This is a genomic window from Agromyces albus (assembly GCF_004134825.1).
Taxonomy (GTDB): Bacteria; Actinomycetota; Actinomycetes; order Actinomycetales; family Microbacteriaceae; genus Agromyces; species Agromyces albus.
This window is the reverse complement of sequence record NZ_SDPN01000047.1, coordinates 1-18,819: the sequence shown is the minus strand read 5'-3', so window position 1 is coordinate 18,819 and position 18,819 is coordinate 1. Positions and strand designations below refer to the sequence as shown.

19 protein-coding genes are annotated in these 18,819 nt (G+C 69.9%); 9 read left to right on the top strand and 10 right to left on the bottom strand.

Translation table 11 applies throughout. From position 1 onward, the window contains the following. Positions 1-47 precede the first annotated feature (47 nt). The 3 genes from ESP51_RS17600 (at position 48) to ESP51_RS17590 (ending at position 2,763) form a co-directional block, all read left to right on the top strand. Positions 48-626 (top strand): RNA polymerase sigma factor, encoded by a 579-nt coding sequence (locus tag ESP51_RS17600; RefSeq protein ID WP_241843241.1) that lies wholly within the window; start codon positions 48-50, stop codon positions 624-626. A gap of 75 nt (positions 627-701) precedes the next feature. Then, positions 702-2,024 carry a hypothetical protein gene (locus tag ESP51_RS17595; RefSeq protein ID WP_129522196.1) on the top strand — a complete coding sequence of 441 codons (1,323 nt, stop codon included), beginning with the start codon at positions 702-704 and terminating at the stop codon, positions 2,022-2,024. A 433-nt stretch (positions 2,025-2,457) separates the two neighbouring features. Beyond that, positions 2,458-2,763 (top strand): NIPSNAP family protein, encoded by a 306-nt coding sequence (locus ESP51_RS17590; RefSeq protein WP_129522195.1) that lies wholly within the window; start codon positions 2,458-2,460, stop codon positions 2,761-2,763. A 67-nt stretch (positions 2,764-2,830) separates the two neighbouring features. Here ESP51_RS17590 and ESP51_RS17585 read toward each other — a convergent pair whose 3' ends face one another. Further along, on the bottom strand, positions 2,831-3,607 hold the full coding sequence (locus tag ESP51_RS17585; RefSeq protein ID WP_129522194.1) for a hypothetical protein: 777 nt from the start codon (positions 3,605-3,607) through the stop codon (positions 2,831-2,833). Positions 3,608-3,643: 36 nt separating this feature from the next. Further along, the gene (locus tag ESP51_RS17580; protein WP_164990586.1) at positions 3,644-4,186 is read right to left on the bottom strand and encodes a GNAT family N-acetyltransferase; all 543 of its coding nucleotides are present in this window, start codon (positions 4,184-4,186) and stop codon (positions 3,644-3,646) included. Between the two features lie 64 nt (positions 4,187-4,250). Here ESP51_RS17580 and ESP51_RS20720 point away from each other — a divergent pair, with 64 nt between their 5' ends. Both ESP51_RS20720 and ESP51_RS20885 read left to right on the top strand, forming a co-directional pair. After that, entirely contained in the window at positions 4,251-4,421 is a 171-nt protein-coding gene (locus ESP51_RS20720; RefSeq protein ID WP_164990585.1) for a hypothetical protein, read from the top strand. A 370-nt stretch (positions 4,422-4,791) separates the two neighbouring features. Next, a complete protein-coding gene (locus tag ESP51_RS20885; protein ID WP_129522193.1) occupies positions 4,792-5,172 on the top strand; it encodes a hypothetical protein in 381 nt (126 codons plus the stop codon). A 31-nt stretch (positions 5,173-5,203) separates the two neighbouring features. Here the strand turns inward: ESP51_RS20885 and ESP51_RS17570 are convergent, their stop codons facing one another. Continuing rightward, a complete protein-coding gene (locus ESP51_RS17570; protein ID WP_129522192.1) occupies positions 5,204-6,004 on the bottom strand; it encodes a hypothetical protein in 801 nt (266 codons plus the stop codon). A 284-nt stretch (positions 6,005-6,288) separates the two neighbouring features. Between ESP51_RS17570 and ESP51_RS17565 the strand changes: the two genes are divergently transcribed. Together ESP51_RS17565 and ESP51_RS17560 are read left to right on the top strand one after the other, a co-directional pair. Continuing rightward, a complete protein-coding gene (locus ESP51_RS17565) occupies positions 6,289-7,149 on the top strand; it encodes an Fpg/Nei family DNA glycosylase (protein WP_129522191.1) in 861 nt (286 codons plus the stop codon). A 50-nt stretch (positions 7,150-7,199) separates the two neighbouring features. Continuing rightward, positions 7,200-7,787, top strand: a complete 588-nt coding sequence (locus tag ESP51_RS17560; RefSeq protein ID WP_129522190.1) for a GNAT family N-acetyltransferase — start codon at positions 7,200-7,202, stop codon at positions 7,785-7,787. A gap of 70 nt (positions 7,788-7,857) precedes the next feature. Here ESP51_RS17560 and ESP51_RS17555 read toward each other — a convergent pair whose 3' ends face one another. Together ESP51_RS17555 and ESP51_RS17550 are read right to left on the bottom strand one after the other, a co-directional pair. Next, positions 7,858-8,349, bottom strand: coding sequence for a hypothetical protein (locus tag ESP51_RS17555; RefSeq protein ID WP_129522189.1), 492 nt, complete (start codon positions 8,347-8,349; stop codon positions 7,858-7,860). An 88-nt stretch (positions 8,350-8,437) separates the two neighbouring features. After that, positions 8,438-10,330, bottom strand: a complete 1,893-nt coding sequence (locus ESP51_RS17550; protein WP_129522188.1) for an anthranilate synthase family protein — start codon at positions 10,328-10,330, stop codon at positions 8,438-8,440. A 216-nt stretch (positions 10,331-10,546) separates the two neighbouring features. Between ESP51_RS17550 and ESP51_RS17545 the strand changes: the two genes are divergently transcribed. Then, positions 10,547-11,371 carry a putative protein N(5)-glutamine methyltransferase gene (locus ESP51_RS17545; RefSeq protein WP_129522187.1) on the top strand — a complete coding sequence of 275 codons (825 nt, stop codon included), beginning with the start codon at positions 10,547-10,549 and terminating at the stop codon, positions 11,369-11,371. Positions 11,372-11,395: 24 nt separating this feature from the next. Here ESP51_RS17545 and ESP51_RS17540 read toward each other — a convergent pair whose 3' ends face one another. Further along, positions 11,396-12,049: a phosphoribosyltransferase gene (locus tag ESP51_RS17540; RefSeq protein ID WP_129522186.1), complete on the bottom strand. Its 654-nt coding sequence runs from the start codon at positions 12,047-12,049 to the stop codon at positions 11,396-11,398. 398 nt (positions 12,050-12,447) lie between these two features. On the opposite strand from ESP51_RS17540, the gene ESP51_RS17535 reads away from it, so the two are divergent. Further along, positions 12,448-14,163 (top strand): VWA domain-containing protein, encoded by a 1,716-nt coding sequence (locus ESP51_RS17535; RefSeq protein ID WP_129522185.1) that lies wholly within the window; start codon positions 12,448-12,450, stop codon positions 14,161-14,163. A gap of 53 nt (positions 14,164-14,216) precedes the next feature. Here ESP51_RS17535 and ESP51_RS17530 read toward each other — a convergent pair whose 3' ends face one another. From ESP51_RS17530 to ESP51_RS17515, 4 genes are all read right to left on the bottom strand, one after another. After that, positions 14,217-15,752, bottom strand: coding sequence for an MDR family MFS transporter (locus ESP51_RS17530; RefSeq protein ID WP_241843240.1), 1,536 nt, complete (start codon positions 15,750-15,752; stop codon positions 14,217-14,219). 231 nt (positions 15,753-15,983) lie between these two features. Further along, a complete protein-coding gene (locus ESP51_RS17525) occupies positions 15,984-17,129 on the bottom strand; it encodes a cysteine desulfurase family protein (protein WP_129522184.1) in 1,146 nt (381 codons plus the stop codon). After that, a complete protein-coding gene (nadC, locus tag ESP51_RS17520; RefSeq protein ID WP_129522183.1) occupies positions 17,126-18,007 on the bottom strand; it encodes a carboxylating nicotinate-nucleotide diphosphorylase in 882 nt (293 codons plus the stop codon). The genes ESP51_RS17525 and nadC overlap by 4 nt, the downstream gene beginning before the upstream one ends. Continuing rightward, on the bottom strand, positions 18,007-18,819 hold an 813-nt coding region (locus ESP51_RS17515; protein WP_129522182.1), incomplete at its 5' end, for an FAD-binding protein. The genes nadC and ESP51_RS17515, both read right to left, overlap by 1 nt.

Sequence of the window (18,819 nt, the reverse complement as noted above, 5' to 3'; positions counted from 1 at the left end):
CGGCGCGGCACGTGCAAGACTCGCCCCAGTTGCGACATAAGCAGGGCGTGAGGATCGCCAGCACCGACGCCGCAGACGCCGACACGACCCAAGGGGTGCCGATGACCGACCGCGCCGAGCCGCCGGCGGCGAGCGATGACGCGCTCGTGTGGTTCACGGGGGTCGTGCGCGAGCATTCGACCGCGCTCGTGCGGTATTTCGCGCGACGCGGGCCGCGGCAGGACGCCGAGGATCTCGCGGCCGAGGTGTTCGCGACCGCGTGGCGACGGCGCGACGACCTGCCGCGCGGGGCCGTGCTGCCGTGGCTGTACCGCACGGCGGGGTTCACGCTCGCCAATCATCGGCGCAAGCTCGTCGACCTGCCCGTCGAAGACGTGCCCGAGCGCGGCGACAGGCGGGTCGCCGAGGATCCCGAGCTGAGCGCCCTGTTCGACGACGAGCTGCGCGGTGCCCTCATGAGCGTCGGCGAACGTGACCGGCGCATCCTCCTCCTGCACGCATGGGAGGGCCTCGACGGTGAGGCGCTCGCACAAGTGCTCGGCATCTCGCGGTCGGGGGCGGATGCCGCGCTCTCCCGTGCACGCAAGCGCCTCCGCGAGGCATGGGGCGAACGGATGTCGTTCTGACCCGCTTCCGCATGCAAGGTTCGGCGCGCGCGGCACACATCCATGGTGAGAGCGGATGTCACGGAGGGTGAACCCATGAACGACAACGAGCAGCGCGACCCGCTGGAGCGATTGCGCGCCGCCGACCCGGCCGCCGGGCTCGAGGCGCGTGACGGATTCGCCGACGAGGTCGTCGCGCGGGCGGTCGAGGAGACGCCCGCCGCGTCGCCTGCCGATGCACCGCCCGTCACCGGCCTCGCTGTGGAGCGCGCTCGCCGGCGCCCCACGTGGCTGCAGGTCGCGGCGGTCGCCGCCTCGCTCCTCGTCGTCGGCGCGGCCGGGTACGGTGTCGGCTCGACGACCGGGGGAGCGACGAACGTCGCGGATGGCGCGGCTCCGCCCGTCTCGCTGCGGAGCGGGGCGGAGGGCGGAATCGCCGAGCAGGGCATGACGCCCGAGCCGCCGACCGATGACGCGAAGATGTCCGCGCCCGACATGGGCGGAATGATCTACCCGTACGGAGGTGGCCGCAACCACTTCAGCGCGTCGGGGCTCTCGACCTCGGAGGGCAGCGCCGCCGCGTACGGATTCGATGCGCGCGCGGCATCCGCTGCCGACACGATCGCCGCGCTCGCGACGGCGCTCGGCGTCGAGGGAACGCCCGAGCTGGCGAACGGCTCGTGGACGGCAGGACCGCAGGATGGCAGCGGTCCGACGCTCGGGGTGTCGCTCGACGGCACGCTGGGCTTCTGGTTCTCGGATCCGCGGATCGATCCGTGGCAGTGCGCGGCGGGCACGGAGAAGGCGTGCGAGCCGAGCGGAGAGATCCCGAGCGAGCAGGCCGCGATCGACGCCCTGCGCTCCCTGCTCGCGTCGACTGGGCGCGACCCCGCCGGGTACGAGTTCACCTCGCAGACGTGGGAGGGCGCTGTCACGCGTTCGGCCCAGGCATGGCCGGTCCGCGACGGGCAGCGCATCGATCAGGCGTGGACCGTGGAGCTCTCGAACGACGGCATGTTCAGCGCTTCCGGTGCGCTCGCCGAACTCGTCCCGCTGGGCGACTACCCCGTCGTCAGCGAGCAGGAGGCGTTCGATCGCCTCTCGGACCCGCGGTTCGGTGCCAACATGACGACGCTGCCCATCGCAATGAGGGACGCGCCCGTCGCCCCCGACATGCCCGCCGCCACCGACGAGTGGGTGCCGCCGACTGAGCCGCCCGCCGCCCCGACTCCCGGCGCAGTGGTGTCGTGGACGGTGAACGATGTCGAGATCGTCGAGGCTCGCCTCGGGCTCGCGAGCCAGTGGCAGCCTGACGGCAGCGTGCTCGTTGTGCCCGCTTACGAGTTCACCGATGCCGACGGCGGCACTTGGTCGGTCATCGCCGTCGCCGACGCGAAGCTCGACTTCGCCGGCGAGTAGCCGCGGGCGGTTCCCCTCGTTCGCTGTGAAGCGCTTACGACGAGATCTGAGTAATCGTCACGAACCTCTTGCGATGCGCGCCGATCGGCGTATGATCTTCTTCACCACCGGAGGAATCTCCGGCCTAGAAAGGCCCCGACGAGTCGACAGACGCCGAGGCCTTTCGTTCTGTCTGCAGGCGTAGGTAGGTCTGAGACGCGCACACGTCATCGCCCGTCGTGGCGTCCACCGCGAAGTGACGCAATTCGACCTTCGTGCGGGCTGGAACGTCGATTCGCGTCATCTCGGCGGGCCCGACGAGAGTCGCGGCAGCCTGCACGGGAATGCAGTCGGAATGCGGTCGCCCCCGCGCCTGGAACCACCAATACAATCCGATGTATGCCGTAGTCGAAGGCGGTAAGCCATGCCACATGGAGAGAATCGAGTTGAATACGTGATCACCGTGCACCTTCGCTACGAGATCGATGCTGAGAAGCTCGCAGATTTCCACGAGTACGGACGGCGGTGGATTCGGCTCGTCAACAGGCTCGGCGGCGTGCATCACGGCTACTTCCTTCCGAGCGAAGGCGACAGCGACGAGGCATTCGCGCTGTTCACGTTCTCGTCGCTCGCCGACTACGAGAAGTATCGTCTGGCCGCAGCTGAGGACCCGGAGTGCATCGATGCGTACCGGTTCGCGGTCGAGACGAAGTGCATCCGCCGCTACGAGCGGCGATTCCTCTCGCCGGTGTTCGACTGATCTGACCGGGGAGCGTTGACCGGCCTGATGCCCGGTAGCGCATCAGATTCGAAGGGAACTGTTCGCGTCAACTCGCTGCGTCCAGGCAGGTGACGTCGTTGATCCAGCCGAAGTCGTAGTCGTCATGGCCGAACACCACGGCCGTGGCCTCGTTGCCGAGTACGCCGGCGAAGTCGATCGACTCCGTGTGCTGCGGATCCCACCCTTCGGGATCGTTCGAGAAACCGAGCTCGACCTGCATCGTGGTGCAGTTCGCCTCCGTGAACAACGCCATCTGCCAGCACCCGTAGGCGAAGTCGAATGAGCAGTCGGCGTCGTAGCGTCCGTCGTTGTAGATCTCGAGTGCGGCGGGGAACGAGTAGAGCGTCTCGCCGGAGAAGAAGCGCTCCACGTCAGCGAATTCGGTGGCTTCCGAGTCGACCGAGTCGCTCGCTTCCTCGGATGCTGCGTCGTCTTCCGACTCGATGGCGTCGGTGGCGGTCGACATGGCGTCGGTAACGAGACCCGCGGCACCGAACGCGCCGAAGGTGATGAGTGCCACGAACACGACGATGCCGGCGACGATTCCCGTGATGGCCCAGGGCCGGAGTCCGCGGCGCGGCGTTTGCGCGGTCGCGGTGGGTGCGGGAAGGGTCATGGGTGCGCCGGCAGCGGCGAGCAGCACTGCCCGAGCTTCATCGAGCGTGGTGACCCACTCGGCGGCCTGCTGGCGCCCCGCTTCATCGGGATACCGTGACGGATGCCGCGCCCAGGTCTCGCTCGCGTGGGCGGTCTCGATGAGCTGAGCGGTCAGCGGCGTGTCGGGGGAGATGCGCAGGATCTGCCGCGCGAGGTTCAAGTCCACAGCGTGATCGTATGGCCTCGAGGGGACATGGGTGAATCAGTCGTGCAGGATGCGCTGGTACATCAGGTGGTCCTGCCACTCGCCGGCGATGCGGAGGTAGCGCGGTGCGAGCCCGATCGCTTCGAAATCCGCGTTCAGCAGCACGCGCTGCGAGCGCACGTTGTGCACGAGGGTGCCGGCCTCGATTCGGTGCAGCCCCAGCTCATCGCGACCGATCTCGGCGGTGGCCCGCACTGCTGCCGTGCCGACGCCTTTCCCGGCGTACCGGGCGTCGACCCAGTAGCCGAGACTCGCACTCTGGAACGCGCCCCGCACGATCCCGGAGAGGTTCACGCGGCCGACGATCTGGCGGCCGCTGGCGATCACGAGCGGGAGCGACCGGCCGGACTCGAAGGACTCGAGTTGCCGCGCGATCTCCGACTCATGCCACTCGGCGCTGAAGAAGGTCTCGCTGCGCAACGGCTCCCAAGGAGTGAGGTGCGTGCGATTACGCGTATAGGCCGAGGCGATCGGGGCCGCGTCGTCGTCGCGCAACAGGCGCAACTCGAGGCCGTTCGGAAGCGGAAGGGGACGCACCATTCGATCGATCGTAGTCGCGGTCAGGTCCTCGACTCGCGGATATCGAACGCGATAGCGTCGCATGATGGAGTTGCTCTCGCTGGCCCTGATCGCGCTCGTCGTGCTCGCTGGAATCAGTGTCATCGCGACACTGCGCCGGATCGCGGCGGCCACCGAGCGTTCGGCGGACGCCCTCGAGGCGATGGCCACGGCGAATCTGCCCCGGGAGGTGCAGCCGGCCAACGACACGGTCTGACGCCGGAGGCGGATGCAGAAAGCGAACACCTGTCGTGTCGACGGCACCTCGCACGCTCCACGCTCGTAGAATCGCCTGACGTTCCCTACAACAGATTGGCTGAACCATCGTGGATGCATTCGCCGGTCGTCGGTTGCTCATCATCGCGACGATCTCCGCCGCTTGCCTTGCCATCTCGGGTTGCGCGGGGAACCGGCCGAGCGGGGAGCCGACCCCAGTCCCGTCGGCCACGCAGTCCCCGTCCTCTGATCCGACCGCCACGCCTGAGCCCGAACCCGAGCCGGTCGCTGAGCCCAGCTCGTGGATCATCGAGTCGTCAGGGGTCGGCCCGCTCGCCCTTGGAGCAGGTACCGCAGAGGCCAGGTCGTCGATGACGGGCTTCACGGACTCGACGCAGGAAGCCTGCCCCTGGGTGGCCGCGTTCGAGAAGCCGGGATATCCGAGCATCTGGCTTCCCGATCCCTCCAACACGGGAGCTGTGGAGCAGATCGTGATCCAGGCGTGGGGCGTGGCTGGAGATGTCGCCGCGAATTCCCCTCGCACGAGCGCCGGCATCGGGATCGGTGCGACAGAAGACGAGCTCCTGGTGGCTCATCCCGACGTCGCTGCGGTGAAGGGCAAGTACGACTCCCACTACGCGTTGCAAGGCGAAGACGGCAACTGGGTCAACTTCGGCATCTCCGACGACGGTCTGGTCGACGCGATCGTCGTTCGGAGCACGTCGGCAATCGATGCCGAATACTGCGGCTAGGGCCGCCTGATCTGCAGTTAGGGCCGCCTGATCAGTCGGGCGAGCCGAGCGGGCCCGTCCCGGTGCCGTCGGGAACCGTCGTGACGCTGATGAGTTCTTCCCGTCCGTTGCCACCCGAGACGTCGAGCGTCAGCGCAAGGCCGACGCCGGGCGCATAGAACTTCAGCTCCGCGACATCCGGTTCGAGGGCGTTCGTGTCGCGCGTGAGGAGGGCACCGTCGAACTGGCCGTATGGGACTTCGACGAGCTCGTCGACGCTCAGGACCGCACCGTTGTCCTCGGCCTCGCCCGCGAAGAACTCCTGCCGGTACGTCATGCCCGGCCGGGGATCCGCGGGCAGGGCGATGCCTGGCAGCGCGCCGTCGACGCCGGCCTCGAACGAGCCCTCCCGCGAGACGATCTCGTCCCCCTCGAACTCCGCCGTGTCCTCGCCGAGATACCAGATCGTGCCCGCGGCATCCTGGGCGTACCAGTCGAAGGTGTCCTCGAGGAGCTCGCCGTCGCGGGTGACGGTGTCGCGTACGACGCGTGCCTCGACGCCGTTCGCGATCGTCTTGGTTGCTGTCGTGACGGTGACCTCCACGGTCACGTCGCCGTCGGGATCGTGCTCGACGTAGGTCCAACGGGTGCCGGGCACCATCGGCCAATACGGGTTGTCGATCTCCGTCGTGAAGTCCGCAGGATTCAGCGACACGGGTTCGTCGCTCTTCGGCAGCGAGGGCAGCGGTGGCAGCGACGTCGGCGATGGCGGGGTTGCGATGCATCCGGTGAGCGCGGCAGCGGCCGCGAAGAGCGCGATGACGCCCGACATCCGTAACCGTGTCGACGACATGTGGCCTCGATTCGCGCGGTCGCAAACCTTGGTGACGAACCCCGGCGGGGGGTCGAGGCACTCGACGTGCCCTGAGGGGACAGAACGCTGTGAGCGCCGGGGTTCGCAGCCGGTTTCATGGAGTCGACAGGGCACCAACGTCTTCGTCGACACCTCGGGCCCTCACGAGCCGGCAGACGACAGCATACGGCGATCCGGTGGTCTGTGGCCAGATATTTTCGTCCGGGCGACCGGCGACCGGTCGCTCAGGTGACGAAGTCGGCGGACGGTGAGAGCATGGCAGGGTGCCCGAGTTGCCCGAGGTCGACGCGCTCGTCGGATTCCTCCGCGAGCGCGCGGTCGGGCATGCCGTCACCTCGGCGGCCGTCGCTGCGATCTCGGCACTGAAGACGTTCGATCCGCCGCTGCATGCGCTCGTCGGGCAGACGATCGATGGAGCCTCCCGGTACGGCAAGTTCGTCGATCTCGACGTCGGCGACCTGCACCTCGTCTTCCACCTGGCCCGCGCCGGATGGCTGCGCTGGTACGACGAACTGCCGAAGACCCTGATCAAGCCCGGGAAGTCGCCGATCGCCCTGCGGGTGCGGCTCGACGACGGGTCGGGATTCGACCTCACCGAGGCCGGCACCAAGAAGTCGCTCGCGGTCTACGTCGTGCGCGATCCGGCAGAGGTGCCCGGCATCGCCCGTCTCGGGCCCGACCCGACCGCACCAGAGTTCGGCCTCGACGACTTCGCTGCGATCCTCGCCGGCCGCCGCACTCGGATCAAGGGCCTCCTGCGCGACCAGTCCGTGTTCGCGGGCGTCGGCAACGCGTACTCCGACGAGATCCTCCACAACGCACGGATGTCGCCCTACGCACTCGCGGCGACGCTCAAGCCCGACGAGGTCGAACGGCTCTACCACGCGCTTCGCGACACCCTCGACGAGGCGATCGCCGCGGCATCCGGCAGGCCGCCCGCCGAGCTCAAAGACTCGAAGCGCACCCGAATGCAGGTGCACGGTCGCACCGGCGAGGCGTGCCCGGTCTGCGGCGACACGGTGCGCGAAGTGATCTTCGCCGACTCGACGTTCCAGTACTGCCCGACGTGCCAGACCGGCGGCAAGCCGCTCGCCGACCGAGTGCTCTCGCGCCTGCTCAAGTAGCCGCCGGGCGCAAGACCACGGTGTCGGATGCCGCTGCGAGACTTGATGCGATGATCGACGAACTCCGCACCGAACGGCTCCTGCTCCGCCCCCTCACCCTCGACGACGCCGACGAGTACTTCCGCGTCTACGGCGACCCCCGCACGTGGGCGCACCTGCCCAGCGGGCGGCACACCTCTCGCGAGGAATCCGAGCGGGCGATCCAGCGATCGATCGACAGCCAGGTCAGATTCGGCTTCAGCCATTGCGCCGTCATCCTGCGTGATGGCGTCGAGGGGCTCGCGGCAGGCTCGTTCCTGGGCACCGCGGGCGCATCGATGCTCGCGTTCGAGGCATGGAACCTCGGCTACCGGTTCTCGCCCGAGGCGTGGGGGCGCGGGTTCGCGACCGAAGCAGCGATCGCTGCACTCGACGCCGCTCGCCGGGCGCAACCCGCGATTCCCGTCACGGCTCGAGTGCTCGCGACGAACTCGGCATCGCAGCGGGTGCTCGAGCGCCTCGATGTCGAGCTCGTCTGGCGCGGTCGCTCGGCGGATGCTCCCGCGGACGACGCCGACACCGCCCACCTCGAGCGGCTGATCTTCGCCGATCGCCCGATCGATGCGGCCACCCTCGATGCGGTGATCGCCCTCGGGTGATCTCGCTCGGGTGAGCGCGACGCTCTGAACGGTGAGGGCGCCGCGGTTTGGCCGGCGCCCTCACTGCCGGCTAGATGCGCCGCCCGGGGGTGGTGTCGGTGTCGGTGTCGTGGTCTGGCGCGTCGTCGGCGTCGAGGCGGCCGCGGTCGGTGTCGAGTCCGCGATCGCGGTCACGGTCGACATCGCGGTCACGGTCGACAGCGACATCCGGATCGACCGCGTCGGCCTTGCGCAACCGCTCGTCGGTCTCGGCCTGCAGTTCGGCGGCGTCGGCCTCCCGGGCTGCGCTCTCGCTCGCGAGGCGCTCGGCGTCGAGCTGGGACTTCATGGCGTCGGCCTCCGCTTGCTTCGCGGCCGCTTGGGTACGTGCCGCAGCGGCTTGGCGCTCGCGCGCGGCCACGTCTTTCTCATATGCGTCTTCGCGAAGTTCGGCGGCCTTCCGCCGGTCGGACTCGACCTTCGCCTCCCGGCGCTGCCGGGACGTCGCGAAGTACGCGAAGACGATGATCGCGATGACGACGATGATGCCGACGATGATCCACACGATGGTGCTGATTTCCACGGTGATCCGCCTCCTCGGGTCGGTTCGCCCCCAGCAAACCGCGGCCGTCACGTCGCGGGCAATGCCTTGCCAAACGTTGCGAACTGCGTTATCCGGCCGCGAGGGCACTCACGAGCGGCGCGGGATCGGCTGTTTCCGGGGGCAGCACGCCGTCGAGCAGGCGCTCGAGCGTCGCCAGCCCGTCGGGGGAGAGCACCGACTCGAGGTGTGCCTGCACGGATGCCACGGCCGGCCCGCGCAACGCGTGCACCACACCGGTCGCGGCATCCGATGCCACCTCGAGGCCGAGCCGAGGAGAGACGTTGCCGTTGGAGCCGATCGCGGTGAACGTGTTGTAGTACCCGACCGCGACCGGCTCGCCGAACACGTCGACCCGCAGTTGCACGCCCTGACGAGGCGCCGGCAGTGGCTCGAGGTGAAGACCGGCGAGGTCGGCGAGCACCTGATGGCTGAGGCAGACGGCGAGGGTTGAGGCGCCCGTGCCGAGTCGCGCGGCGAGGAGCTCGCGGAGGCGTGCGATCCGCGGGTCGTCGGTGTTGCGCGGATCGCCGGGGCCCGGCCCGAAGACGACGAGGTCGTCGGATGCCGCGAGCGGCGCGTCGTGCCACGGCACGATCCGGGTCGTGAGGCCGAGATGACGCAACTGGTGCGCGAGCATCGTGGTGAAGTCGTCGCCGAAGTCGATGACGAGCGCGCTCGCACGGCGCTGCGGTCGCACGGCCTGCGGTGTGCGCCAGAACGGCGCGAGGTGTTCGTTGCGCGCCTCGAGCAAGGGCGCGACGAGCGCGCTGTCGTAGGCCGACGATGCGGCGCCGGCGGCACCCGCGGTGCCGGGCGCATGGGGGATCGCACCGAGGGCGGTGAGCACGCCCGCGGCTTTCGCGTGCGTCTCGGCGACCTCGCCGAGCGGGTCGGAGTGGCGAACGAGCGTCGCGCCCACCGGCACGCGCACCTGTCCGCCCCCGTCGACGTAGGCCGTGCGGATGAGGATGGGCGCGTCGACGTCGTACCCGATCGTGGTCGGCGTGAATCGCGCGAGCACGCCCGCGTAGTATCCGCGCGGCGTCGTCTCGTGCCGCGCGATCACGGCGCAGGCGTTGCCCATCGGCGAGCCGGTCACCGTGGGAGCGAACATCGTGAGCCGCAGCACCTCGCGCGGGTCGAGGCTCGAACGCCCTTCGAGGACGTATTCGGTGTGCGTGAGCCGCGACATCCGCTTCAGGTAAGGGCCACGCATGCGACCGCCGTCGGGGCAGACGGCGCTCATCATCTTGAGCTCCTCGTCGACCACCATCACGAGCTCCTCGCGTTCCTTCACATCGGCGAGGAAGCCGAGCAGGTCGTCATCGCTCGGTCCTCCCTCCGGATGCCGGAAGGTGCCGCTGATCGGGTTCATCGAGACGACGCCGCCGATCGAGCTCACGTGTCGCTCGGGGGTCGCGCCGACCACCGACAGCCCCGGGGTGTGCACCGCGAAGGTCCAATATGCGCCGGCCTCGTGCTCGAGGAGCCCGCGCATCCAGCCGAGCACGGCCAGCGCCGGTGCGACCTCCGTCTGCCCGGTGAACTCGCGGCGGATCACGAAGTTCGCGCCTTCGCCGCGGCCGATCTCCTCGTCGATCACGCGTCGCACGAGCTCGGCGTACTCGGCGTCGCTCACGTCGACGCCGAGGTCGCCGAGGGCGGCCGGGTGCCGCGGCAGCATCGAGATCGCCTCGTCGACCGGCACCGACTCGCGCTCGCGCACCACGAGGCAGCGCAACGGTGCGCCGTCGTCGTGCGCGGCGAATCCGCGCTCCTGCACCTGGCGGAACGGCACGAGGGCGAGCACCTCTCGCCCGTCGAGCGGGATGTCGGCGAGCCGCTCGACGTCGACGATGTCGCCGACGAGCACGTCGAGGGTCGGTTCGTGCTCACGATGGAGCACGGCGAAGGGGGCGGGGTCGCTCGAGGCGAGGAGGGAGCCGAGCAGGCGCGTCATGGGATTCTCCGGTCAGGCCCGGGACGGGCCGCCGCGCAACGCGAAACGAACGCCCTCGGGCGGTCGTCATACGTCGAAAACGTGTGGATCCGCCTAGGAGGCGGGCCACCAGCTCTGGTTCGACGTGGTCAGCATGAAGAGCACTCTAGGGCATCGCGGGCCGCGGCGCATCCGCGGGCGGGCGTCGTGCGGATCACGCCCCGGTACGATGCAGGCATGCCCCCCGTGACCGACGCCAGCATCGAGGCGGCGATCGTGGTGCGCCTGCGTGCGGCGGGTTGCGTGTTCGCCGAGGACGAGGCACGGCTGCTCCTGGAGGCGAGCGAGGGTGAGGATGTCGCGGATGCCGCGGCCGAGCTCGAACGGCTCGTCGCTCGGCGAGTCGCGGGTGAACCGCTCGAGCAGCTCGTGGGCTGGGCGGAGTTCGCCGGCCTCCGCATCGACGTGGAGCCGGGCGTGTTCGTGCCCCGACGGCGCACCGAGTTCCTCGCCGCAGAGGCCGCTCGACTGGTGTCCGAGGTCGCGGCGCGATCGGGAGGCGTTCCGGTTGTCGTCGACCTGTGCTGCGGCACCGGGGCGATCGGTGCGGCGATCGCGGAGGCCATCGGCCCGATCGAACTCGTGGCGGCCGACCTCGACGCAGCCGCCGTCCGAGCGGCTCGCCGCAACCTCGAGCCGCGAGGCGGGCTCGTCGTCGAGGGCGATCTCTTCGATCCGCTTCCCGAACGGCTTCGCGGGCGGGTCGACGTGCTCGCCGTGAACGCGCCTTACGTGCCGAGCGACGCCATCGCGCTCATGCCGCCCGAAGCGCGAGATCATGAGGCGCGCCTGGCGCTCGACGGCGGGGGCGACGGACTCGACGTGCATCGGCACGTCGCGGCATCCGCGGCCGTGTGGCTCGCCCCGGGCGGTCACCTCCTGATCGAGACGAGCGAGCGACAAGCGCCGGTGACGGCGGCGATCGTGCGTGCCGGCGGCCTCGAGGCGTGGATCGTGCGTTCGGAGGAAGCCGACTCGACGGTCGTCATCGGGCGGGCCTGACCGGCTGCCCGACCCGCCACCGGCTCACCCGGTCGATCGCGACGCCTCGAGCAGGCTCGTCACCTCGTCATCCGTCGTCTGGCGGAAGTCGACGTAGTGCATGCCGACGGCCATGAACCCGCCTGGGGCGGAGAGGCACACGACGTCGTCCACCTCGGGCAGTGCGGCGAGTTCGGCGAGGCTCTCGGGCGCGCCGACGGGGGTCGCCACGATGATGCGGGCGGCGCCTTGCGCGTGTGCCACGGCGCACGCGACCCTCGCGGTCGCTCCGGTGGCGATGCCGTCGTCGACGATGATCGCCGTGCGTCCTTCGAGGTCGATCGGACCGGCGCCGCCACGGAATCGCGCGACGCGCGCCTCGAGCTCCGCCCGCTCGCGGAGTTCGATGGAGGCGAGCTGGGCTGACGAGACCCGGCCGTGGTCGACGATGTCGTCGTTCAGCACGCGCGCACCGCGCTCGCCGATCGCCCCCATCGCGACCTCGGGCTGGCCTGGCACGCCGAGCTTGCGCACGACGAGTACGTCGAGGGGTGCTCCGAGTTCTCGGGCGACCTCGGCTGCCACGGGGACGCCGCCACGCGGAAGCCCGAGGACGACCACCGGCTCCTCGAACTCGCGATCGGCGAACGCCGCTGCGAGGCGACGACCGGCTTCGATTCGGTTGCTGAAGTGTTCCATGGGTTCGCTGCCGTTCCCGGTCATTTCATGCTGGCACGGGGGCGAATGGGCCACCACCCCCCTTGACATGCCGGCGAATCGAGCGCCGTTCATACCGTGCGACATCCGCATCGTCAAGCCCTTGTCGACCCCTACAGCACCGATTTAACGTCGGAGGCGAGCTTCGCGATTCCGTCGAACGACGCAGCGACATCACAAGAACACCTGCGCGACGAATAGGGGGTCTCGCAGGGTTGGGGAACGGGGCCGGGCGACAGGGGGTCGCCCGGCCCCGTCTGTGCCATGAGTGAAGTTCGTTTCTCGGGCTTCGTCGCCTACACTGTTCAAATCCTTCCCCCTTAAGGGGGACCCGTTCACAAGGATTCGGCGGCGTGATCCCCGCTGGGCTTGGAGTGTCCGTGGGGCGTCACAGTATCTCGGCCGCCGTGAAGCGGCCGGGTCGCAGACTCGTGCTCTCGATCATCGCCGCGTTCGCCGTTGTCGGCATCGTCGGATCCGGTGTCTTCCTCTGGGTCGGCGGATACCTGAGCCCGCTGTTCGCCGCGGCCGACATGGGTTGCACCGACCCCGAACAGCTCGTCGTCGTGGCCGACCCCTCGATCGCGCCCGCGCTCGCCGACATCGCCAAGGAGTTCGACGCGGCCTCCGAGGAGTGCGTCGCGACCGAGGTGAAGTCGCAGGACTCGGCTGACACGGCAGCGGTGCTCGCTTCGGGCAACTCGAAAGCGGATGCCTGGGTGCCCGAGTCGAGCGTCTGGCTCGACCGCATGGCGGCCACTGCGACCTCGCTCGGGCAGACCGCTCCCAGCCTCGACGTGCGTGAGTCCATCGCGAGCACGCCCGTCGTGCTCGCGGCCGCTGCCACCAAGGCCACCGACATCGCGACCGAGCCGGTGACGTGGGCTCGACTGCTCGGCGGTACCCTGCCCGCGATCCTGCCCGACCCCGAGGCATCCGCCGCGAGTCTTGCCGGCCTGCTGGCGCTGCGCGGGCATTCCTCCCCTGACGATCCGCGCCAGTTCGCGGGAGCGATGATCGAGCTCGGCAAGTCGATTCCCGCCTCGACGAGCGCCGCGTTCGGAGCGCTGGGCGCGACCGATCAACCGGCCGTCGTGATCACGACCGAAGCCCAGGTCGCCGCCTACAACCTGAGCGACCCGGCCGAGCCGCTCGTGGCGGCGTATCCGGTCGATGGGACGGTTGCCCTCGACTACCCGCTCGTGGTCCTCGCGAGTGCTTCGAGGGACGCGGATGCGGCGGGCGATGGTTCCGCCGACACCGCCGCTGCGGGCGTCGCGTCGCGCTCGGAGCTGCTCGGGGCGTTCGAGGCCGAGGTACGCGAAGCCGGCGACGAGCTCGCCGCAGCAGGTTTCCGCGCCCCCGACGGCAGCGGTGCCCTGGAGATCGCGGGCGTCGGCGCAGAAGCGCCTGCCGCCGAGCAAGCGCTCGACGCCGCGGCGCAGCTCGAGATCCTCCGCGCCTGGGGTGTGCTCACGCTGCGCTCTCGCATGCTCGCCGTCATCGACGTCTCGGGCTCGATGGAGGAGCCCGCCGAGAACGGCCTGCGCCGCATCGACATCTTCCAGCAGGCGGCCGTCGGGGCGATGGGGAAGTTCTCCGGTGAAGTGGAGATGGGCGTGTGGGTCTTCTCGACCGCTCGCAACGGCGACCTCGACTACGAGGACCTCTCGCCCATCGCGCCGCTCGCGGATGCCGCGCACATGCAGGAGATCGCGGGCATCATCCAATCGCTGCCTGCTCGCCTCGGCGGCGCAACCGGGCTCTACGACACAACGCTCGCCGCGGTGCAGCGCGTGCGCGAGTCGTACGACCCCGAGAAGGTGAACTCGGTGCTGCTCATCACCGATGGGAAGAACGAGGACGAGAACGGCATCGATCTCGACACCCTGCTCGCCGAGCTCGCGAAGATCGACGACCCGACCAAGCCCGTGCCGGTCATCATGATCGGCTTCGGACCCGACACCGACCTCGCCGCGATGCAGCGCATCGCCCAGGCGACGAAGGGTGCTGCGTACTCGGCATCCAAGCCCGAAGACCTCGGCATCGTGCTCGTCGACGCACTCTCGCAACGCGCCTGCCGGCCGAACTGCTGATCGCATGACGAAGGGCCCGGCGTGAGCCGAGCCCTTCGTCATGTCGATGAGGGTCAGTGCGCCGCCGGCGCACCCTCCATCATGTCGGCCGGCTTGCGCACGAAGAACGCGCCGACGACCGCCGTGATCGAGATGATCGCGCCCACGAGGAACGCGGCGCGGATGCCGGCGACCTCGGCCATCTCAGACGAGACGCCCGTGGCTGCGACCGTTGCCGTGACCGCTGCCAGCACCGTGATGAACAACGCGGTGCCCGCTGCTCCGGCGACCTGCTGCACGGTGCCGACGATCGCCGAGCCGTGCGAGTACAGCCGCGGCTCGACCGAACCCAGCGCCGACGTGAAGAGCGGCGTGAACATGAACGCGAGTCCGGCCGACAGCACGACGTGCCCCATGAGCAGCATCCAGGGCGAGGTCTGTTCGGTGACCATCGTGAGCGACCACAGCACGGCGCTCACGGCGATGCTGCCGGGCACGATGAGCGGCGTCGGTCCGAAGCGGTCGAACAGGCGGCCGACGACCGGGCCGAGGAGCCCCATGGTGAGACCACCGGGGAGGAGCATCAACCCCGTGACGATCGGCTCGAGGTGGAGCACGTTCTGGAGGTAGATCGGCAGGAGGATGATCGTTCCGAAGAGCGCCGCCATCATCACCACCATGAGGGCGACGGAGACGGCGAAGTTCGTCGAGCGGAACGTACGCAGGTCGAGCAATGCCCGGTCGCTGCGCTGGAGGGCGCGCTGGCGCAGGATGAACGCGGCGATGCCGCCCACGCCGACCGCGAGCGCGACCCACATCGGGGCCGAGCCGGCCGAGGTGCCGCTCACTTCGCCACCCACGAGGCTCAGTCCGTAGATGAGTCCGCCGAAGCCGAAGGCCGAGAGCACGACCGAGAACACGTCGATCGGGATCACGCGCGGCTCGCTCACGTTCTCGACCCGGCGGATGCCGATGACGAGCATGACGACCGCGATGGGCAGCACGAGCCAGAACATGAACCGCCACGACAGGTAGTTGAGGATCAGGCCCGAGATCGTGGGCCCGATCGCGGGAGCGACCGAGATCACGATCGAGACGCGGCCCATGAGCCTGCCCCGATCGCTCGGTGCCACGAGCGTCATGAGGGTGGTCATGAGGAGCGGCATCATGATCGCGGTGCCGCTCGCCTGCACGACGCGAGCGAGGAGGAGCACCTCGAAGCCCGGCGCGAGCGCGGCGATGAGCGTTCCGGCCGAGAAGAGGCTCATCGCGGCGATGAAGATCGGCCTCGTCGCGAAGCGCTGCAGCAGGAAGCCGGTGATCGGGATCACGACGGCCATCGTGAGCATGAATGCGGTCGTGAGCCACTGCGCGGCGGAGATCGTGATGTCGAGGTCGTCGACGAGATGCGGGATCGCGACCCCCATGATCGTCTCGTTGAGGATGACGACGAAGGAGGCGGCGAGCAGCAGCCAGATCACGCGATTGTTGCGCGCACCGTGGAGTGCTTCGACATCGGAGTGTTCGTGGAATTCAGGCGTGCTCGACCCGCCGACCGCTGCAGGAGCGATATCGGCGGCGTCGAGTTCAGGAGCGGCGCGTTCGGTCAAGGAAAAGCATCCAATCGATGACGGCGCAGGGCTGCGCCGGGGAGAAGCGTCGAATAGCTGGGTCAACCCGCGCAGGATCCTGTACTATTCCCGGATTCCGAGAAGGATCGGAACGCATGGAAGCGCGCGGGCGGCGCGGTGAGGTCTAGGGCGCGGGTGCGGGCGCCGCGCCATCGAGAGACGGCGCTCCAGGGGCGCGCTCGTCGTCGGCGGGAATCGGTGTGGGATCGCTCATGTGGCGACGATACCGCGCACCGCCGACACTGCCCGGTAGACGGATGCCGCGGCATCCGCGACCTCGAGCTCGGTCGTCTCTGCGCCGAGCGTGAACCGCACCGCGGTCTGCGCGAGCTCGCCGGGGATGCCGATCGCGGTGAGCACGTGCGAGGGTTCGTCGCTGCCCGCCGCGCAGGCCGAGCCGCTCGAGCAGATCACGCCGTCGCGCTCGAGCTCGAGGAGCACCGCCTCGCCGCTCGTGCCGGGGAAGACGAATGAGACGGTGCCGGGAAGGCGCTGCACCGGGTCGCCCGTGAGCCGGGCGCCCGGAACCGAGGAGGTCACGGCCGTGGTGAGGGCCGCGCCGAGCGAACCGACGCGCGTGGCGGCATCCGCTCGCTCCTCCTCGGCGAGTCGTAGCGCGGTGGCGAAGGCGACGGCGCCGGCCACGTTCTCAGTGCCCGAGCGTCGCCCGCATTCCTGCCCGCCGCCGTGCAGCACGGGTTCGAGCGGCACGCGGCCGCGCACGATGAGCGCGCCCGTGCCCTTGGGCGCTCCGACCTTGTGCCCGGCGAGCGAAAGCGCGTCGACGCCGAGGTCGTCGAGCGAGAGCGGCAGCCAGCCCGCTGCCTGCACCGCATCGGTGTGCATGAGTGCGCCGGCCGAGTGGGCGATGGCCGCGAGCTCGGCGATCGGCTGCACGGTGCCGATCTCGTTGTTCGCGAGCTGGATGGACACGAGCGTCGTATCGGCGCGGATGACGCGGGCGAGCGCCTCGGGACGCACGACTCCGCCTGCGTCGACGTCGACCTCGCTGACCTCGAAGCCGTGCTCGCGGGCGAGATAGGCGGCGGATTCGAGTACCGCCTCGTGCTCGATGGGTGAGACCACGAGATGCCGTCCGCGGGGGTTCGCGAGCGCGAGCCCCTTCACGGCGAGATTGTCGGCTTCGGTGCCGCCGCTCGTGAAGACGACGTCGCCCGGCCGGCATCCGATGACGGCCGCGACCTCGGCCCTCGCGGCGGCGAGCCCCCGGGCCGCCTCGTCGCCGAGTCCGTGCCGGCTCGAAGGGTTGCCGAATGCGCCCGAGAGGTAGGGCCACATCGCCTCGAGCACCGCTAGGCGCACGGGCGTGGTCGCGGCGTGGTCGAGGAAGATCATGCGGGCACCGCCTTCTCGCCGGATGGTGCTTCGATGACGACATCGAGCCCGAGATCGAGTGAGCGCACCGAGTGCGTGAGGGCGCCCACCGAGATGACGTCGACGCCGGTCGCCGCGATCGCCGCGACCGAGTCGAGCGAGACGCCGCCCGATGCCTCCACGACGGCGCGTCCGGCGATGAGCGCGACGCCCTCGCGCAATTGGTCGGGGTTGAAGTTGTCGAGCATCACGGTGTCGGCGCCGCCGGCGATCACGGGCTCGATCTGGTCGAGGCGGTCGACCTCGACCTCGAGGTGCGCGGTGTGAGGCATCCGCTCGCGTGCCGCGCGCAGTGCAGCGGCGAGGTCGAGCCCGCCCGCGGTGAGCACCGCCAGGTGGTTGTCCTTCGCCATCACGGCGTCGGAGAGGGAGCGACGGTGGTTGCGGCCGCCGCCATCGCGCACGGCTTGTCGCTCGAGACTGCGCAGGCCCGGGGTCGTCTTGCGTGTGTCGACGATGCGCGCACCGGAGCCGGCGACCGCGGCCACGTAGCGAGCGGTGAGCGCGGCGATGCCCGACATCCGCTGCACGAGGTTGAGGCCGACGCGTTCGGCGCGCAGGATGCCGCGAGCCGAGCCGTGCACACGAGCGAGCACCGCGCCGGCCGCGAACGCGTCGCCGTCGGCGGCGAGCGGCTCGACGACGATCGACGGGTCGACGAGGCGGAACGCCGCGGCGAAGACATGGATGCCGCTCAGCACGCCCGGCTCGCGGGCGACGAGCTCGGTGGTCGCCGTCGCCGCGGCGGGGATGAGCGTCTCGGAGGTGAGGTCGCCCCACGGCGCATCCTCGTCGAGCGCGGCTCCGACTATGCGATCGATCTCGCGGAGGTCGGTCATCAGGCTGCCTCCTGCTCAGGGATCGATCGGTACGCCGAACCGGGCGCGTCCGAGCGGAAGTGCGCGCCGACGCTCTCGTGCCGCGCGATCGCGGCGGCGACGGTGAGCCGTGCGAGGTCGAGGAGGTTGCGGTCCTCGGCGGAGTGTCGGTCGCGCACGACGGGCGCGCGCCACGAAGCGAGGCGAGCGGATGCCGCGGCGAGCCCGTCTGCGTCGCGCTCGAGTCCGACGTGCTCCCACATCACGGCTTGGAGGTCGTCGCGGCGGAATGTCGACGCTGATCCGGCATCGTGCGCAACTCCGGATGCGTCGGTCGACGCGCCGTGCGCTGCCTCGGTCGGGCGGGCGCGCCATGTGTCGGCTCCGGAGTTACGCACCTGGGGCGGGGGCGCCGCGAACGCCCGCACCGCGCGATCGGCGAACACCGCGGCCTCGAGCAGCGAGTTCGACGCGAGGCGGTTCGCGCCGTGCACGCCCGTACGGGCGGTCTCGCCGACCGCGAAGAGGCCGGGCAGGCTCGAGCGCCCGTCGAGGTCGGTGACCACGCCGCCCATCGCATAGTGCGCGGCGGGCGTGATCGGCACGGGTTCGCGCGACCAGTCGAATCCGGTGGCGCGGCACGCCGTGTCGAGCCCTGGGAACCGGCTCGCGAGGAACGCCGCGCCGAGCGCCGTCGCGTCGAGGTACACGGGCTCGCCGCCTTGCTCGACGGTGCGGCGCCAGACCGCGCGGGCGACGACGTCGCGCGGTGCGAGCTCGCCGCGTGCGTCGACCTCGTCGAGGAAGCGGCGGCCGTCGCGGTCGCGCACGAC

Bases quoted from the DNA above. Each gene is read 5' to 3' on its own strand.
- ESP51_RS17560 (WP_129522190.1), top strand. From the start codon at position 7,200: ATGATCGACGAACTCCGCACCGAACGGCTCCTGCTCCGCCCCCTCACC.
- ESP51_RS17550 (WP_129522188.1), bottom strand. From the start codon at position 10,330: ATGACGCGCCTGCTCGGCTCCCTCCTCGCCTCGAGCGACCCCGCCCCC.
- ESP51_RS20885 (WP_129522193.1), top strand. From the start codon at position 4,792: ATGACGGGCTTCACGGACTCGACGCAGGAAGCCTGCCCCTGGGTGGCC.
- ESP51_RS17570 (WP_129522192.1), bottom strand. From the start codon at position 6,004: ATGTCGTCGACACGGTTACGGATGTCGGGCGTCATCGCGCTCTTCGCG.
- ESP51_RS17595 (WP_129522196.1), top strand. From the start codon at position 702: ATGAACGACAACGAGCAGCGCGACCCGCTGGAGCGATTGCGCGCCGCC.
- nadC (WP_129522183.1), bottom strand. From the start codon at position 18,007: ATGACCGACCTCCGCGAGATCGATCGCATAGTCGGAGCCGCGCTCGAC.
- ESP51_RS17580 (WP_164990586.1), bottom strand. From the start codon at position 4,186: ATGGTGCGTCCCCTTCCGCTTCCGAACGGCCTCGAGTTGCGCCTGTTG.
- ESP51_RS17525 (WP_129522184.1), bottom strand. From the start codon at position 17,129: ATGATCTTCCTCGACCACGCCGCGACCACGCCCGTGCGCCTAGCGGTG.
- ESP51_RS17540 (WP_129522186.1), bottom strand. From the start codon at position 12,049: ATGGAACACTTCAGCAACCGAATCGAAGCCGGTCGTCGCCTCGCAGCG.
- ESP51_RS17545 (WP_129522187.1), top strand. From the start codon at position 10,547: ATGCCCCCCGTGACCGACGCCAGCATCGAGGCGGCGATCGTGGTGCGC.
- ESP51_RS20720 (WP_164990585.1), top strand. From the start codon at position 4,251: ATGGAGTTGCTCTCGCTGGCCCTGATCGCGCTCGTCGTGCTCGCTGGA.